Below are 15,770 nucleotides of genomic sequence, written 5' to 3'. Positions count from 1 at the left end.
CGATGACACCACCGAACAATAAGATATATTCAGCTGCTCCCTGACCACTTTCATCACTTAAAAACTTCATGTTTTTTACCTCCGTATGTTAATTAAAGCCCTAAAAATAAAATAAGGGTTTAATTATAAAGTTCTATCATTTGCAGCAGCCTTACTTCTAGTAGTTGAAATATCTTCTGCAGTGTTGAATGACTGGTTGTTGAAGTAAGAGTTGTAGATTACTAAAGCAGCGATAGCTATAACGATGACACCACCGAACAATAAGATATATTCAGCTGCTCCCTGACCACTTTCATCACTTAAAAACTTCATGTTTTTTACCTCCGTATAATTTTATGGTTTTTATTCTTAGGTTACTGGTTAATAAATTTATTGTATGTACTAATACATAAACAGTTAATATTATTACTCTACTTCTAAATTGTCCTTCTTTTCACCCCCTAAAATAGTCTATTTAATTTAATAATTTCATATGGTAATTTTATATCCCACATAAATATCTATTTTTATATACTAGAATGTGCATATTGTCACATAACAAAAATATAGCTGTGGATTATATATGTCAAAAAATAGTGGTTTAAGAGAGTTAACTCTTAAAATAATAGGTGAAAAAGAACTTTCAAAAAGAAAACTATTAGAAGAAATCCGGAAAACATCAAATATCTCTGATAAAACCCTTAATGAGATTTTAATGTCCTTTCTAAAGGATAAAAAAATATATATTATCGGGTATGATTTCGATGTTTATGAAGGGATAAAACGGATACAGTCCATAAAATCTGAAGGTATTGTTTTCGGCTTAATAAGAACAGAGCCTCTGGACATTAATATTCTATTAAAAAAATTAGATAGTGAAGATCCTATAGAACTGAAAGATGCATTTTATAAATTAAAAATTATTTTCAGACAGAAAATATCAGAAATAAACAATTCAAATATGTCCTTCGATTTATATGATTCAGACACACTATTTAATAGAATAATTCTTCATATTAAATCAAGACCTAAAAATCAAAAAGAAACACTGCAGAATAAATTAGCATTGGGGCTAAGTAATGAAAGAAATTCCCTTGAGTTATTAGAACATCTTATAAACTACATTGTTTCCCATGATGAAACTAAAATTAATAAGCTCAAAATACCACAATCAAAATAACCAAATATAATCTTACTTCTTTAGATTAAGGATCATGCAGCTATTAAACAGGGAAAAAATAATTAATTCTGTATTTTAATTAAAAGCCCCCCCCCCAAAATTAAATATTATTTTTTTTCATGTTTCAATATTTAAAAATAAGAAAAAATTTTTATAATGATCCGTTGTTTGCGCCTGTATGCTGTCTAGTTGTCTTGACATCTGCAGCAGTATCGAATGCATGGGTTGTGAAGTAAGAATTATATATAACTAACGTTCCTATTGCTATAATAATCACGCCAGCAAATAATAAAAGGTATTCTGCCACTCCCTGACCACTTTCATCAACTAAAATATTCATATTTTCACCATATTTATTATTTATTTAATAATATATATAAAATTAATCATATTTATAATAATAAAAGTAATGATTATATTTTGAATAATTAGATACTTCAATAAATTCAAAAAATTTTATTAACATCAATAACATAAAAATGACAAAGATTATATTTATAAAAATGCATAAGAGGCCTTAAAGACTATGAAAGTGCTTATGATGCCCTGCGGAATAGGTATGGGGCACGTATCAAGGTGTATTGCCCTTGCCAACAAACTCAAAGAAAATGGGGTGGAAGTTGCTTTTGCAAGCTACGGTTCCGGCTATGAAACGCTTGTAGAAGCAGGAGTATACAAAACCGTTAAATTACCAGATATTAAATTTTATGGTAACGGCGGCGAACTTGATATAAAACATACAGCAAAAAAATCCATAGATGCACCTTTTATTCTTTTAAAAAGCATATATCACGAATCTAAAATAATAAAAAAATTCAAACCTGATGTTGTTGTAGCCGATTCCCATTATTCTGTCCCCATAACATGTAAAGTTCTTGGAATACCCTGTATCATGATTACAAACGAATTAACTCTTAATTTTTCAGAACTTTATCCCGATGAAAAAACCATTGAATATTTAGAAAATGGATTAAAAAGGTTTATTACAGATGTATCTGGCCTTTGTAATGCTATTTTAATACCCGATATTAAAGATTCCATAGAAATACCTTTAAAACTGGAAGATATAGCGTTATTTACTGGGCCTATACTTAAGAATAATCCTGATGAAATAGCTGATAAAACTGAAATCAGGAAAAAATTCGGATTGAACAAGGAAGATAAAATAATTCTCATTACAGTCGGTGGAAGTGAATTCGGAAAAAAATTGCTTAAATTAATTTATGAAGCATCTGACAGTATAGAAAGCGATAAAATAATAATTGTAACAGGGCCCCAAATAAAATCTGATTTTATACAGAATTCAGATAAAATAATAAAAAAGAAGTTTTTAGACAATATGATGGAATGGATGAACATTTCAGACCTCGTAATAAGCCTTGCAGGTCATACAACTACCATGGAACTTGCATCACTTGGCATTCCAAATATTCTTGTTCCAATTGACAACCATCCAGAACAAGCAAAAAATGCGCTGAATATGGAAAAATATGGCATATCCATAGTAAATAACTTAAAAGAGTTAAATCCAGCAGATTTCGCAGCAAATATAAATAGTGCCCTGAACAACGAGAAATTAAAAAGAAATGCAGAGATTGTGAAGAGAAAATTCTCTAAATACAATGGAACTGAAAATACAATTAAAATAATCTCAGAATATGCAGGACTCCATAAAAATATTTACAATTAAGATTTCATTTAGTTTATATCAGATAACACCCCTTACTAACAAAAGGTTAAAACTATTTTTTATGTGAAAATAATAGATTATATTAATGTAATATATCTAATAACAGTATCGAAGACCTTTAAAAATGATTAAAATATATTAAGGGCAGATTTGCCTAAAAAAGTCGTTTTGATTAAGATTTTTTTTGAATAATTTTGCATTAATATCCTAAATTTAGTGAAGAATTGAATTAAGTTAAGGAATGAAGAATAAAAATCTTTTTATGGTAGTGTGATTAATTTTAGGTTATAGAGGTATAAAGGGGTCTTATTCATTAAGTTTATGATGAATAAATATAATATATGAATTTGGAGGCATCAAATGATTAATTTAATTATTACAGTATTTGGGGTCGTACTAATAATTCTAGGATTTTATTCTATGTCTTTTGGATTCTCAACACCTCCAGACATCAAATTTTTCCTTATTGGGTTATTTTCTACTGTTATAGGGGTAGCACTTTTAATTTTCTTTGGAGGTCAAATTAAAAAAGATTCGATAAAATCTCCAGCACCATCCTTACCAAAAAAAGGGCAGTATACTAAAGGTAGCGAAGAAAGGATAACATCTAAAGCTATACCTAAAGAAATTAAACCTAAACCATCAAAAACAATTAAAGAACCTTCAGCAACTATACAAAAGCCTAAAGAAAATATTAAGAAACTAGTAACTTCCGAAAAACCATCGGAAAATGTACCCAAACCAAGAAAAATAACACCAAAAAAGATTACAAGAGAAGACGTAAAGAAACCAGAATCCCCAGTAACTAAAACAAAAGAAAAAATAATTACACCACAAAAAGATATTAAAAAACCTCAAACTCCTAAAAAAGTATTAGGAGAAAAACAACCGATCAGTATGGAAAACCCAGTGCAAAGAGATATTAAGAGGCCTCAAGCTTCTTTTATTAGAAAAGAGCCTGAAAAAACCGTCACTGAAGAAGACCGTCCTAAAGAGAAAAAAGAGAAAATAAAATTACCGTCAGTTATGGAAAGAAATGGAAAATACATGTCAAAACCTCTCTCACGGGATGAGGAAGATGAGTTTGTAAAAAATCGATTGGACAGATTAAAAGAAAACTACATAAAAAATGCTAAAGACATTGAAAACCTTATTGAGGAAAGGTTAGATTCATTTAAAGGCACTCTTAATCAAATCAAGTCTGAATCAAAGGATCCGAGCATAATATGGTCCTTTGATGCGGGTGATGTACAGGAGACAATGCAGGATACAATTCTAAAAGCTAATGAAAAAATATTAATGATGTATCCATGGGTTCGTAACATAGAGGTTAGCGCTCTTAAGAAATTTATGGAAACAGAAAGTAAAATGATTATCCAGGAAGCAAGTCTGGATGATGATGCATCAGTTGAACTTATTAAACTTTTAATGGACAACAATGTTAAAATAAGAACCATGCCTCATGTTCATACAGTTGCAATTGTGGCAGACGCTGAAAATGGCCTGATAATTTCAACAGATCCAATATATGAAAGTTTTGAAGTTGGAGTAATTTATAAAGACATTAAATCCATTGAAGAAATAGAAAGAATGTTTAATGAAGCATGGAAACTTTCCAAAGATATAAATCTTGAAATCAAATAATAGGAGCCAAAGATTAATTATGCAAATAAGGTGGTTTGGACATTCAGCCTTTGAAATCGTGTCTGATGAAGATTTAAAGATTCTCATTGACCCATTTATAAGTAATAATCCAGTTTGTCCTGTTACAGTTGAAGAAGTGGATGCAGACATAATTTGTGTTACTCATGGCCATGCAGATCATTTTGGAGATGCCATGGAAATAGCAAATAGAACAGGAGCTGTAATAGTTGCAAATCATGAGCATTCAGTTTTTCTTGCAAAGCAGGGTTTAGAAGCAATGGGAATGAATATAGGAGGATCCGTAAAAATTCATAATATTACAATAACAATGTTAAATTCCAATCATTCATCAGATATGGATTTTATTGAAGAAATAGGTGCAGGGGGTAGCTCTTGCGGTTATATAATACAACTCGAAAACGGTAAGAAAATTTACCATTCTGGAGATACAGGTATTTTTGGAGATATGAAAACGGTCATAGGCGATATTTATAAACCAAACATAGCCATTCTCCCTATTGGTGATAGATATACAATGGGACCATTTGAAGCTTCAATGGCTGTAAAATGGATTAATCCAGAAATTGTTATTCCCATGCACTACAATACGTTTCCTGTAATTAAACAGGACCCTGAAGATTTTGCCCGTAGGGTAAAGTCACTGAACAAAGAAACGAAGGTCGTTATCCTTGAACCTGGCCAAATATATAAAGAGTGATAAAATGCAGAGCATTTTCAGAAGATTCTTGAATAGACTGCTTGGAAAAGACAAAAAATTGAAGATCGGGCTGTACGGCCACCCCAACTCCGGGAAAACCACCTTAGCAAACACCATGACCAATGATTGGTTAGGAAAACCCCTTGGATTGACATCAGAGATACCTCATGAAACAAGAAAGGTATATAAACAGGAACATGTCAGTATTCAACACAATGGAGTTGAACTTGACTTTGATATTATTGATACTCCAGGAATAGCCACCAAAATAGATTATAAAAATTTTCTTCAATATGGCCTATCTGAGGTTGAGGCAAAAGAAAGGGCTAAAGAAGCTACAAAGGGAATAATAGAAGCGATTAAATGGTTAGATGACGTTACTGGGGTCCTATTAGTTATAGATGCCACCAAAGATCCCCTTACCCAGGCCAATATTACTATTATTGGGAATTTAGAAGCCAGAAAAATTCCTTTTGTGATTGTTGCAAATAAAATTGATATTCCTGAAGCTGTTCCTGATAGAATTACTTCTGTATTCCCCCAACACACTGTAGTGCCAATTTCAGCATTACATGGCGAAAATACAGAAAATCTTTACGATGCAATGGTTAAAAGGTTCAGATGATGATATTTATGATTCCAATTCAGAGGTACAAAAATGAATAGTTTAAAAATGGATTTTCTATCTTCAGATGCTCTTATGTCCCACAGTAGTGTGGAAAAAGTATCAATGATTGTTGAAAGGGTAAAGAGTGGAGATTTAGTAATTATAGAAGGAGGACTAAGTCCCGAAGAAGAAGCCGAACTAATAGAAACCACCATGAGAGAGATAGACATTGAAAATTTTGTTGGAATAGATATTTACACCCTTGAAAAGGATAAAACATCTCTTTTTGGCCTTTCAAAAAAGAAAACTATTGGATTAACTATCATTGGACCTGCAAATATCATGAGAACCGTTAAGAAAAAGTCTAACTTCCTCTCAATGATAGCAAATATCGGTGATACTGGTGCATCTATGCATTAAATGTGGTGCTTTATTTAAAGGCAGGCCAGAAGACATTCTAAAAGGATGTCCAGAATGCGGTAGCCATTTTTTTGAGTATCATCCTCCCCAAAAGAATGATGAAAAAGAAAAAAATGGTGGAAAATCCATTGAAACCATCATGGTTCATGATCATGGGATATACGAAGTTGATCTTCCTTCCCTTTTAGAGGATGATTCAATAATTGTTTCAGATGAGGAAGGAAAGTATTTAATTGACATTAATTTTCTTTTAAAGAAAAAGATTAAAGATGAAAAATGAGGGAATTTTATAGAGTAATTTTGTATTGATTGCAAAAATTTATTTTAATAATTAAAATAGGAGGATATTACTATAAATATTTTCAACATATGTAGAGCATAAGGGGGGGTGAAATAATGTATAAAAGCATTTCTAATGATAATAAAAAAATAAAAATGGAAACCCACGAAAAAAATGAATTTGAAGATATATTAAGAGATTATGAAAAGTCAAAAGAAATAATACGCATATCTCCTGTTCCTAAATTTGTTATAGATAAAAATCATAATGTTATTTACTGGAACCGTGCTATAGAAAAATCTACTAATATCCCTGCCAGTGAAATTATAGGTACAAAAAATCATTGGATGGCATTCTATGAAAGTGAAAGACCATGTATGGCTGATTTGATTGTTGATGAACGTATTGAAGAAATCCCTAAATGGTATCCTGGGAAAAAGAAAAGATCTAAATATGTAATGAAATATCACGGATATAAAGCCAGAGGTTTTGGTGATACATGTGAAGCAATAGATTTCTTTCCAATGATGGGAGAAAATGGCAAATGGCTACATTTTACAGCAGAAGCTATTAGAAACTCCAAAGGGGAAATCATCGGTGCCGTGGAAACACTTGAAGACATAACCAAACAAATGCATGAACAGGAAGAAACTCAAAGACTAAAAGAAAATGAAGCCTTTCTTCGAGAAATTCATTATAAAGTTAAAAATAACATAGAATTAATAAACTCTCTAATGAAAATTCGCTCTAACCATATTGACAAAATTGGAAATTCTAAAGAAATTCATAATTTCATAAATTCCATTGCAATAATTCATGAAATGCTTTATCAATCAAATAATCTTTTTAAAGTTAAAGCTAATGATTACATTGAAAAATTGACTTTAGATATCTGCAAATCATATGAAATAAGTTCACATATTGGAATTGAGATAAATGCAGAGGATATTTTTCTTGATATGGATACAGCACTTCCATGTGGATTAATTATCAATGAAATTGTAAGCAATTCCATAAAACATTGCTATCCAGATGGAAAAGGCAAAATTACCATAAATTTCAATACTGACAAAGATAAATACATACTGACCCTATTCAATGACGGTATAGATTTTCCAGATTATCTTGATTTTGAAAATAATAAAAAGTCAGGTTTATCTCTTTTAGATGACTTAATAAACTTATTAAATCGTGCTAAAGGCAGAATAGAGCTTGAAAAGGATAGTAGTACTTCTTTTAAGTTTATCTTTAAAGATTTATAAAATATTATAAATTTATTTTTTAATCCGCTCTCATTTTAATAGTATATTTATGTTAATTGATTAAAAGCATGATTAAACCATGTAACTACAAATTCTACTTATTATTACTAAAATAAAGGTAATATGGCTATCCAATTAAAAATTTTAATAACGATTTTTTCTTCAAATTCCTCTTAATTTTTATATTTAATCTGTATTTGCTACATAAAATAAACATATTTAAGTAATGCCTATATAATATATCCTTAAGCAATATTAGTGAATATAATTAGCAGAAATATCTTTTAACGACATAAAAATCTAAAATCAATGATTAACAGAAAATTGGGTGTAACCTTGTCAACTAAAGTCGTAGACAGGAATGAAATGTGCAGAATCATAGTTGCAATCACATTGTTAGGGATTTTTTGTATTTTATCATATTATTCTAATCAAGAAAACGGTGCAAATGTCGCTTATCCCTTTTCTCTATTTATGGTTTCTTTCTGGTGGAAAAAGAAAACATGGTTAGCCCCTGTTCTCCTTATTGGAATCTTAGTTTTCATTCAGGTCATTTCAATTATCATGGGCAGTGTATTTACTGAAAATTATTATAAACTATCCATGATAATGTTAACAGTTATTACGGTGGCATTCCTATTTGAAAGGATTGAAAGAGTTAGAATTCTCAATGAAATAAATGAAAAACTTAAGAAACGTACCAAAGATCTTGAAGATTCAAACTATGATTTAAAAATGGAGATTTTAAGAAGAGAACAACTGGAAGAAGAACTACAAGATAGTGAAAAAAAACTAAAAGACATAATCCATTTTTCTCCAGTTCCCCAGTTTGTTATAAATACCGAACATGAAGTGGTATACTGGAATAAAGCACTGGAAGCTCAAAGCAATATTAATACTGGAGAAATTGTGGGCACCAATAACCACTGGAAAGCCTTTTATAGTAAAGAAAGACCTTGCATGGCTGATCTTCTTGTAGATGGCAATTTAGAAGATATTCCAAAATATTTTGGGAACAAATATAAAAGATCTAACATTTTAGATGACGCATGTGAATCAATAGATTTTTTCCCTTCACTTGGTGAAAATGGTTCATGGCTACATCTTACCGCAACAAGCATTAGAAACTCTAAAGGAAAAATTATTGGTGCATTGGAAACTCTTCAGGATATAAGTGAGCAAAAAGATGCCGAATCCAAAATAATGAAATCCCTTAAAGAAAAAGAAGTACTTCTAAGGGAAATTCACCATAGAGTTAAAAATAACCTTCAGATAATAAGTTCCCTCATAAATCTCCAGTCAAATTATTTAGAAGATGAAAAAACATCTGAAACTTTTAAAGAAATTCAAAACCGTGTTAAATCAATAGCATTACTTCATGAAAAACTTTATCAATCAAATGACCTTTCAAAAATTAATTTAGCAGATTATATTCCTCAAATCGCCTTAGATCTGTATAAATCATATGGAGTAGGCCCAGATATAAAATTAGATATTGATATTGAAGATGTACTTTTAGACATTAATAAAGCACTCCCCTGCGGATTAATTATCAACGAACTCCTGACCAATTCAATTAAACATGCATTCTCTAAGGAAAGAACACTGTCAGATAAAAATGACAAAATTCGCATAAATCTCCAGCAAAAGGAGAATATATATCAGCTGATTGTAAGTGACAACGGCATGGGTTATCCTGATGATCTGGACATAAATAAAACTAAAACACTTGGTTTAAGTCTTGTAAACGGTTTGAAAGACCAGCTTAATGGACAGATAGAACTGAAAAATAAAAATGGGGCATTTTTCAAATTAACTTTCCAGGAGTAACTCAAACCAGTAATGCCTGCTTATCTTCTCCTGATATCCTTCTCATCTACAATATCACATTTTCCAGAGGGTAAAACCCTTATTACATCTTCAAGGGACAAAATTGAATCTTTATCAATCCTATGGCGTATCTCCCTTGCAATAGCCTCTTTTTTAGTATAACCCGGTTTTATGATGACATAATTATCTGTATATTTTTTCACTGCATTAACGGGGGCTGCCATTATCCTTTTACCCTCGTAATCAACAATTCCAACTGCAATTAAAAGAGTTGCGGCCCTTATATAGTTTCTAGAACCACGAATTATGAATGCGCCTTTAGCAACGAATTCGCCAGGTTGTGGGGTTTTTGAAACCTGTTCTGGTCTAACCCAGTAAACATCCTGGGATCCAAAGCCCTTTGCCCATGCACTGGAAAATGAAGCAGAAAATATAGCCGCTTCCTCTATGGTAGTATCTGGAACTTCTTTACCTTCACTTTTTATTACAACAGAAGATGCACCATGTATATCTGAATGGAAATAAATATCATTATTCTCCATATATTTTTTAACGACTATTTCATTGGAATTCGCGTCCCTACCCCCTATCACCAAAAATCCATCAGAAGATAAGAACCATCGAAGTTTTTCAAACCATTTTAGTTCTTTCTTTACTCTTTTTTGAGGTAAAGTTACTCTTTCCATTTCTATCTCTTTTTTGTTCTTCGCTTTCTCTATTTCCTTTTTAGTCTTCTCTATTGCAATATTAACCCCATTTATTTTCCTTTTTGCCTTTTTAGCCTTTTCATAATAGATTTCAGTATTTTCAGGTATTTCTTTTTTCGCATCTATTAATATGGGGGTATTATCAATTGTTAAAGTTAAATTACCCATCTTATCAAGGGACTCAATTATATCTGCCTCTTCAAGCCCCTGTTTTCTGGCTTTTTTAAGTTTCGAGGCTATTTCATTCCATGAATATTTTTCTCTCGCCTTTTTTATGATGTCAAGAATATTTTGAATTTTTCCATAGTTGGAATATATTAATTCTCCCTTTCTCTGTGATTCTTCAATAGTTCTATGGAATTTTTGCAGGGTTTCTTCCTGAATTCGGAGTCTTTTTTCGTATTTTTTTACTTCTGCCCCCCATATTCCTTCATATTCCGTTTTTATATCTTCCCTTACTTTACTGCTAAAAAATTCATCTGCAGCTTCATTGTAGCTGGCATATGTTTCTTTTTTATATTTTTCATATAATTTAAGATCAAGGGGTAAAACATCTTCTTTTCCATTAGAGATTATCTGAGGATTAAATTTAGACAATTTAAGTGGCTCAAAAAGCTCATATATTGCGTTATAAATTGAATCAAAGTCTTCTTCTTTAAGTTCTGCTGCAGGCAAATCTTTCTGTACATCAGACCTCAACATGATTTCTTCTGCATAAATTCCTCCAAGACCACTCCTTGCAAGTGTTCTTATTACATCAGAATCTGAATTTTTAAATATAACTCTAAGCTCTTCTTTTTGAAGCTCCAAAGGATTTATACCCCTCTTTGGAGGATATTTATACTCCTCTTTAGAGGATATTTTCCTATCACTCCACATTTTACGTTTTAAAGGTAAAATAATAGTTCCTTCATCGTTTAAAAGTATAATGTTACCTTTAGCAAATAGTTCCACTACTAAAGTGAATCTAAGTTCTTTTTTTACCTGAATCTCCATTATTCTGTCGAAATTGTACTGCCTCACATCCTCCACTGTTGCTCCTTTAATGTACTTTCTAAGGAGCATTGGGAAGTTAGGAGGTATTTTTGGATTTGGAAGAGGATATTGAGTTGTATGAACTCTCCTACCTGCTTGAAAAACAATATCGACTCTTCCTTTACTAGGTACGTGAAATCTTATTAAAACTGTGTCTTTGGTAGGTTGATATGCCTTATCAACCCTGGCACCTATTAATAATTCTTTTAATTCGTGACAAATGGCAAAAACATCTACATTAGACATATTTTTCATAATAACACCTTCAAAATCTTTGATTTTCTAATGTTCAGAAAATCAATAGATTTTCTTCAACCTCAAATAATTTTCTATTATTATTGTGGTTCATGAACTTCGTTCCTTCAACCTAAAAATTTTAATTTTAATTTTTCCCGCTATAAAACTGAAAGTTTTGTAAACATCGAAAATGTTATTTTCTCGAATGCACAGCATTTCAACCTTATTACATCTAAAATTTGATTTGGTATTTAATAGAAGTTTTATTATTCTATAATATCATGGGTTGTATGTTCAACATCACATTGAGATATACTGTTTTCTATGAGTTTGGAACACATGCCTAAAAACATTTATTAGTAAACTTACCAAAGTTATATAAAGAACTGATTCTAATTAAAAATACTTATATAAATTAAATTTTTAAGTTTCAGTCAATTAATATTTGTTAATTAATGATAATAAATATAGGATAAGTTTATTAACGTATATCATGTATTTAATAGATTTATATTAAAAGGAGGTTAATAATATGGATGTAGATGGTAAGGTTACTTCAATTCATGCAGCTACCGGTATTGTTGCTGGTTACATTTCTTCTATACTTACCAATGAGACAATTGTAATCATAGTAGCTGTTATTATTCTCTATGTAAGCGGCCAGCTTTCAGAAAGGTTATTTGGTAGAGAAGAAGTTGGAGGGGCAAAAGGCTGGCTTTGGAGCGGTATAGTTCCTTTCCTTTTCGTGTGGATTATGGTATGGGTAATATTCTTTAACATGTAATTATAATCCTTTGACTTATTTTATTCTTTTTAATCTTTTTAAAATGCCCAGTAAAAGAGCCATATAAATACTGACATAATAGCCAGTAAAAATATTAACGGTGCAAATATTCGGCTTACTGCTATTATTGAGCTTATTGTGGATACAAGTTCTGTTGCAGTTGTTGGACCCATAGTTTTTAGATCTTCAATATTACATACTTTAGCAGCAACAGAAACATCTTCTAGATCATTTAAAGCATTTTTTGTGCAACTGACAATGGAATCTATTAGTTCATCCCGTTTTTTACTTCCAACAGGATTATGACCTCCAGAAAGTGTATTTACAAAATGGGTATCTGAAGTCATTACTTCCGCACAATCCACGCTTAACTTCTGAACTTCTTCTATTATTTTTTCCCTGAAACCATCAACCATATTATTTGAATCCAGAAGTATATATGCTGTCTTTTGACTCACTACCTCAACAACCATGACTTTTACTCCACTTTGGCCAATACCATCTTCTTTAGACAGATTATCAAGCGGGTCACCGGCACAACCTACCTTAATTCCATTTTCCTTTTTGGGTGTTTTAATTTTTTCAACTGCACCCATAAGTTCAAATACTTCTTTATTTCCTGGTAAAATCCTTCCCTCTTCTTTAAAACAATTATGGCAGTCTACAATCATGACATTTTCTACATCACAGTTTGCTTTAGCTAAGTTTGTAAGTGCAAGTCCAATACCAAAATCCATATCATCGAATCCCCTCGGAGCAAATGTGGCAAGCATTAACAAATTATCATTAAAAGATTGAAATCCAATCTTTGCATCTCCATTCTGAACCCTATAAAATTTACTGGCGCTGTTAGAGTATTTAAAGTCTTTTAATGCGTTTCTAATGATTTTTTCTACTTTATCCAGTTCTTTTGAAGATACAGGATTAAAGTCATGGGTTGAAGGTCCATGAGAGACCATGGTAAATGTATCAAATTTATTTGCAAGAATTGTGGGCATGTTCCCTCCACCAATATTTCCTATTGGCCCGGGATGGATGGATGGAGTTAAAAAAATAGCTTTAGTACCATTTTTATTTTTAAAGCTCAATATTCCAATTAATGTGTCTATCGGTTCTCCCATATCATCAAATAATGCTTCCATTGCTTTAGAACCCTCTGTAATATGGGCTATTGCCAGGCTTAAAAGTTCAAGGCCACCTATCCCCAGGTTTCTCCTCATAGGGGACTCTAAAACTGCTACAAAAGAATAAATAGCGAACATAAGTATTAATGATGCTATTAATATTTTAAAGAGCAGGGCTATAAAACTGAAATTACCTATATTTGTGGTTAAACTGGTCAAAGATACTATAACCATTAGCATGCTAAGAATAAGCGCTGGTTGAATTACAGATACCCCAATTGACTTTAAAAGGTTAATATTGGATGTTCCCCATAAAACAATAGTTCTGAATGCAAATATAATAACTGTACCAAATATTAGAGAATCAAGGGTATAATTATAATTGTAAGAGGAAAAGAGGGTTGCAACACTTCCCAATATATAAATTATGCCTACAATCATCATAGAGACAAAAGCTAGAAACATTGATTGTTTCATCTTCATGTGTCTACCATTGAATGAATTTATTAGTGGCTGAGTTAGACCCCCTCCCATTATAGAAGTTATTCCGAATATTAAAAATCCTGTAGAACCGCCGTAGACAATACTGCGTAGTATAGAATCTGTTGCTGCTGGTTCCATTAAAGATACAATACAACCTATTATAAAGCTTAAAAATACCATGCTGAAAAGTGATACCCTCGTTGATGGGAGGGTCATGATGTATTTGGTAAGACCCACCAGTTTATTTACATTGGACATAAGTTAAACCTCTGAAATAGTCGTTTTCGATAAGATAATAAATAGCTATTATGCTTATCTAATAATTAACATTATCGAATAAAACCATCTTAAATAAAAAAAAAATCTAAAAATTGTTTTAATTGAGTATTTAAAGATAAGGTGAATCTATGAACAAAAAACTTAAAACCCCAATTTCAAAAGATGACATTAAAAAATTGAATTCCGGAGACATCGTATATATTTCAGGTACCATTTATACCGCAAGGGACAGAGCGCATCAACGAATTTTAGATGAAGGTTCGCCAGTAGATCTTAAGGGGGCGGTTATCTTTCATGCAGGGCCAATAATACAGCATTCAAATGAAAAAAATGATTACAAAATGATAGCTGTAGGGCCCACAACAAGTACAAGGATGAATCCATACGAACCAGATGTTCTGAAGCTAGGAGTAAGTGCCATAATTGGAAAAGGAGGTATGGATAAAGGAACTGAAGATGCTTTAATTGAAAATGATGCCGTATATCTTGCTGCAGTAGGGGGATGTGCAGCTTTATATGTTAAATCAATTTTAGAAGTTAAAGGCGTTAACTGGATTGATTTAGGAGTTCCTGAAGCCATCTGGGAGCTTGAAGTTAAAGATTTTGGACCTCTTGTTGTGGCAATGGATTCCCATGGCAATAATCTGTATGAAGAAGTTAAGAAGAAGATTAATGCTTAAATCGAATTTATTAAATGATTTTCATGGTAAATAAAAGCCATATGCTGAAAAATTTTATAGATACACATCTTCATACTGCTCCAGATATCAAACCAAGGATTTTAAATGATATTGAAGCTGCTCATGATGCAAAAAATGAGAGAATGCATGCAATTGTCCTTAAATCTCATGTTGAATCCACTGTAAGCAGGGCTAAAATTGCAGAAAATATAAGTGGATTTAAAGTGATTGGTGGAATATGTCTAAATTCAAGCATAGGCGGACTAAACCCCGAAGCAGTTGAAGTAACAGCAGAACTTGGAGGAAAAATAGTATGGTTTCCAACACTTTCTGCCCCTAAAATAGATATAAATTTTGAAAATACTGAAAAAATTCTTAATTTAATTGCAGAAAACGATTTAGTCCTTGCTACAGGCCATTTAAAGCCTGCTCAAATATTTTTATTGCTTGATTATGCAAATAGTGCAGGAATTAAAAGGATATTAATTAATCATCCTTTAACAGGTGTTGTTGGTGCCAGTATTGAAGAGCAAAAAGAAATGTCCAGATATGCCTATTTAGAACATTGCTTTGTTGCCTGTATGGAAAAGCATGATAATTTAGATCCAGAAGTAATTGCAGATGCAATAAAAGAATTAAGTCCAAAAAAATGTATTATGGCAACTGATTTCGGGCAAGCCCATAATCCACTACCTGTAGAAGGTATGAAAATGTTTGTAAATTCTATGCTTGATAAAGGAATTAAAAAATTAGATATAAATAAAATGTGCGTTGAAAATCCTTCTAAATTGTTTTTAGAATAAATTTATTAATTGAAAATAAAATTAATAA

General features: G+C 31.5%; 16 protein-coding genes. 12 read left to right on the top strand and 4 right to left on the bottom strand.

The features are described 5' to 3' along the window. Positions 1–123: 123 nt before the first annotated feature. On the bottom strand, positions 124–312 hold the full coding sequence (locus tag QMD61_03205; protein MDI6723637.1) for a class III signal peptide-containing protein: 189 nt from the start codon (positions 310–312) through the stop codon (positions 124–126). Between the two features lie 250 nt (positions 313–562). On the opposite strand from QMD61_03205, the gene QMD61_03200 reads away from it, so the two are divergent. Then, positions 563–1,159 carry a hypothetical protein gene (locus QMD61_03200; GenBank protein ID MDI6723636.1) on the top strand — a complete coding sequence of 199 codons (597 nt, stop codon included), beginning with the start codon at positions 563–565 and terminating at the stop codon, positions 1,157–1,159. 151 nt (positions 1,160–1,310) lie between these two features. On the opposite strand, the gene QMD61_03195 is transcribed toward QMD61_03200, so the two are convergent. Then, positions 1,311–1,499: a class III signal peptide-containing protein gene (locus QMD61_03195; protein ID MDI6723635.1), complete on the bottom strand. Its 189-nt coding sequence runs from the start codon at positions 1,497–1,499 to the stop codon at positions 1,311–1,313. Between the two features lie 186 nt (positions 1,500–1,685). Here QMD61_03195 and QMD61_03190 point away from each other — a divergent pair, with 186 nt between their 5' ends. The 8 genes from QMD61_03190 to QMD61_03155 all read left to right on the top strand — a co-directional run bounded on the left by QMD61_03190 (position 1,686) and on the right by QMD61_03155 (position 9,610). Next, complete coding sequence (locus QMD61_03190; GenBank protein ID MDI6723634.1) at positions 1,686–2,849, top strand: UDP-N-acetylglucosamine--N-acetylmuramyl-(pentapeptide) pyrophosphoryl-undecaprenol N-acetylglucosamine transferase; 1,164 nt, start codon at positions 1,686–1,688, stop codon at positions 2,847–2,849. 360 nt (positions 2,850–3,209) lie between these two features. Beyond that, entirely contained in the window at positions 3,210–4,493 is a 1,284-nt protein-coding gene (locus QMD61_03185) for a hypothetical protein (GenBank protein ID MDI6723633.1), read from the top strand. 19 nt (positions 4,494–4,512) lie between these two features. Further along, positions 4,513–5,211, top strand: coding sequence for a metal-dependent hydrolase (locus QMD61_03180; protein MDI6723632.1), 699 nt, complete (start codon positions 4,513–4,515; stop codon positions 5,209–5,211). 4 nt (positions 5,212–5,215) lie between these two features. Next, entirely contained in the window at positions 5,216–5,836 is a 621-nt protein-coding gene (locus QMD61_03175) for an Era-like GTP-binding protein (GenBank protein MDI6723631.1), read from the top strand. 33 nt (positions 5,837–5,869) lie between these two features. Next, entirely contained in the window at positions 5,870–6,238 is a 369-nt protein-coding gene (locus QMD61_03170) for a DUF2073 domain-containing protein (GenBank protein MDI6723630.1), read from the top strand. Next, the gene (locus QMD61_03165) at positions 6,222–6,518 is read left to right on the top strand and encodes a Zn-ribbon containing protein (GenBank protein MDI6723629.1); all 297 of its coding nucleotides are present in this window, start codon (positions 6,222–6,224) and stop codon (positions 6,516–6,518) included. The genes QMD61_03170 and QMD61_03165 overlap by 17 nt, the downstream gene beginning before the upstream one ends. 116 nt (positions 6,519–6,634) lie before the next feature. Then, entirely contained in the window at positions 6,635–7,780 is a 1,146-nt protein-coding gene (locus QMD61_03160; protein ID MDI6723628.1) for a histidine kinase dimerization/phosphoacceptor domain -containing protein, read from the top strand. A gap of 336 nt (positions 7,781–8,116) precedes the next feature. Then, a complete protein-coding gene (locus tag QMD61_03155; protein MDI6723627.1) occupies positions 8,117–9,610 on the top strand; it encodes a histidine kinase dimerization/phosphoacceptor domain -containing protein in 1,494 nt (497 codons plus the stop codon). 20 nt (positions 9,611–9,630) lie between these two features. On the opposite strand, the gene rqcH is transcribed toward QMD61_03155, so the two are convergent. Then, entirely contained in the window at positions 9,631–11,607 is a 1,977-nt protein-coding gene (gene rqcH, locus QMD61_03150) for a ribosome rescue protein RqcH (GenBank protein MDI6723626.1), read from the bottom strand. 514 nt (positions 11,608–12,121) lie between these two features. Here rqcH and QMD61_03145 point away from each other — a divergent pair. Continuing rightward, positions 12,122–12,373, top strand: a complete 252-nt coding sequence (locus QMD61_03145; protein ID MDI6723625.1) for a hypothetical protein — start codon at positions 12,122–12,124, stop codon at positions 12,371–12,373. Between the two features lie 38 nt (positions 12,374–12,411). Here QMD61_03145 and QMD61_03140 read toward each other — a convergent pair whose 3' ends face one another. Further along, complete coding sequence (locus QMD61_03140; protein MDI6723624.1) at positions 12,412–14,238, bottom strand: DUF2070 family protein; 1,827 nt, start codon at positions 14,236–14,238, stop codon at positions 12,412–12,414. A 149-nt stretch (positions 14,239–14,387) separates the two neighbouring features. Between QMD61_03140 and QMD61_03135 the strand changes: the two genes are divergently transcribed. Further along, entirely contained in the window at positions 14,388–14,939 is a 552-nt protein-coding gene (locus QMD61_03135) for a FumA C-terminus/TtdB family hydratase beta subunit (protein MDI6723623.1), read from the top strand. A 23-nt stretch (positions 14,940–14,962) separates the two neighbouring features. Continuing rightward, positions 14,963–15,742 carry a DUF6282 family protein gene (locus QMD61_03130; GenBank protein MDI6723622.1) on the top strand — a complete coding sequence of 260 codons (780 nt, stop codon included), beginning with the start codon at positions 14,963–14,965 and terminating at the stop codon, positions 15,740–15,742. Positions 15,743–15,770: the final 28 nt, after the last annotated feature.

The organism is Methanobacterium sp. (assembly GCA_030017655.1).
Lineage (GTDB): Archaea > Methanobacteriota > Methanobacteria > Methanobacteriales > Methanobacteriaceae > Methanobacterium_D.
The sequence above is the reverse complement of the archived record's forward strand: the minus strand, read 5'-3'. Positions and strand labels throughout refer to the sequence as shown.

Excerpts from the sequence above, each read along its gene's own strand:
- QMD61_03130 (MDI6723622.1), top strand. The coding sequence starts at position 14,963 with ATGGTAAATAAAAGCCATATGCTGAAAAATTTTATAGATACACATCTT.
- QMD61_03190 (MDI6723634.1), top strand. The coding sequence starts at position 1,686 with ATGAAAGTGCTTATGATGCCCTGCGGAATAGGTATGGGGCACGTATCA.
- QMD61_03175 (MDI6723631.1), top strand. The coding sequence starts at position 5,216 with ATGCAGAGCATTTTCAGAAGATTCTTGAATAGACTGCTTGGAAAAGAC.
- QMD61_03205 (MDI6723637.1), bottom strand. The coding sequence starts at position 312 with ATGAAGTTTTTAAGTGATGAAAGTGGTCAGGGAGCAGCTGAATATATC.
- QMD61_03195 (MDI6723635.1), bottom strand. The coding sequence starts at position 1,499 with ATGAATATTTTAGTTGATGAAAGTGGTCAGGGAGTGGCAGAATACCTT.
- QMD61_03200 (MDI6723636.1), top strand. The coding sequence starts at position 563 with ATGTCAAAAAATAGTGGTTTAAGAGAGTTAACTCTTAAAATAATAGGT.
- QMD61_03160 (MDI6723628.1), top strand. The coding sequence starts at position 6,635 with ATGTATAAAAGCATTTCTAATGATAATAAAAAAATAAAAATGGAAACC.
- QMD61_03180 (MDI6723632.1), top strand. The coding sequence starts at position 4,513 with ATGCAAATAAGGTGGTTTGGACATTCAGCCTTTGAAATCGTGTCTGAT.
- QMD61_03185 (MDI6723633.1), top strand. The coding sequence starts at position 3,210 with ATGATTAATTTAATTATTACAGTATTTGGGGTCGTACTAATAATTCTA.
- QMD61_03145 (MDI6723625.1), top strand. The coding sequence starts at position 12,122 with ATGGATGTAGATGGTAAGGTTACTTCAATTCATGCAGCTACCGGTATT.
- QMD61_03170 (MDI6723630.1), top strand. The coding sequence starts at position 5,870 with ATGAATAGTTTAAAAATGGATTTTCTATCTTCAGATGCTCTTATGTCC.
- QMD61_03135 (MDI6723623.1), top strand. The coding sequence starts at position 14,388 with ATGAACAAAAAACTTAAAACCCCAATTTCAAAAGATGACATTAAAAAA.
- QMD61_03140 (MDI6723624.1), bottom strand. The coding sequence starts at position 14,238 with ATGTCCAATGTAAATAAACTGGTGGGTCTTACCAAATACATCATGACC.
- rqcH (MDI6723626.1), bottom strand. The coding sequence starts at position 11,607 with ATGAAAAATATGTCTAATGTAGATGTTTTTGCCATTTGTCACGAATTA.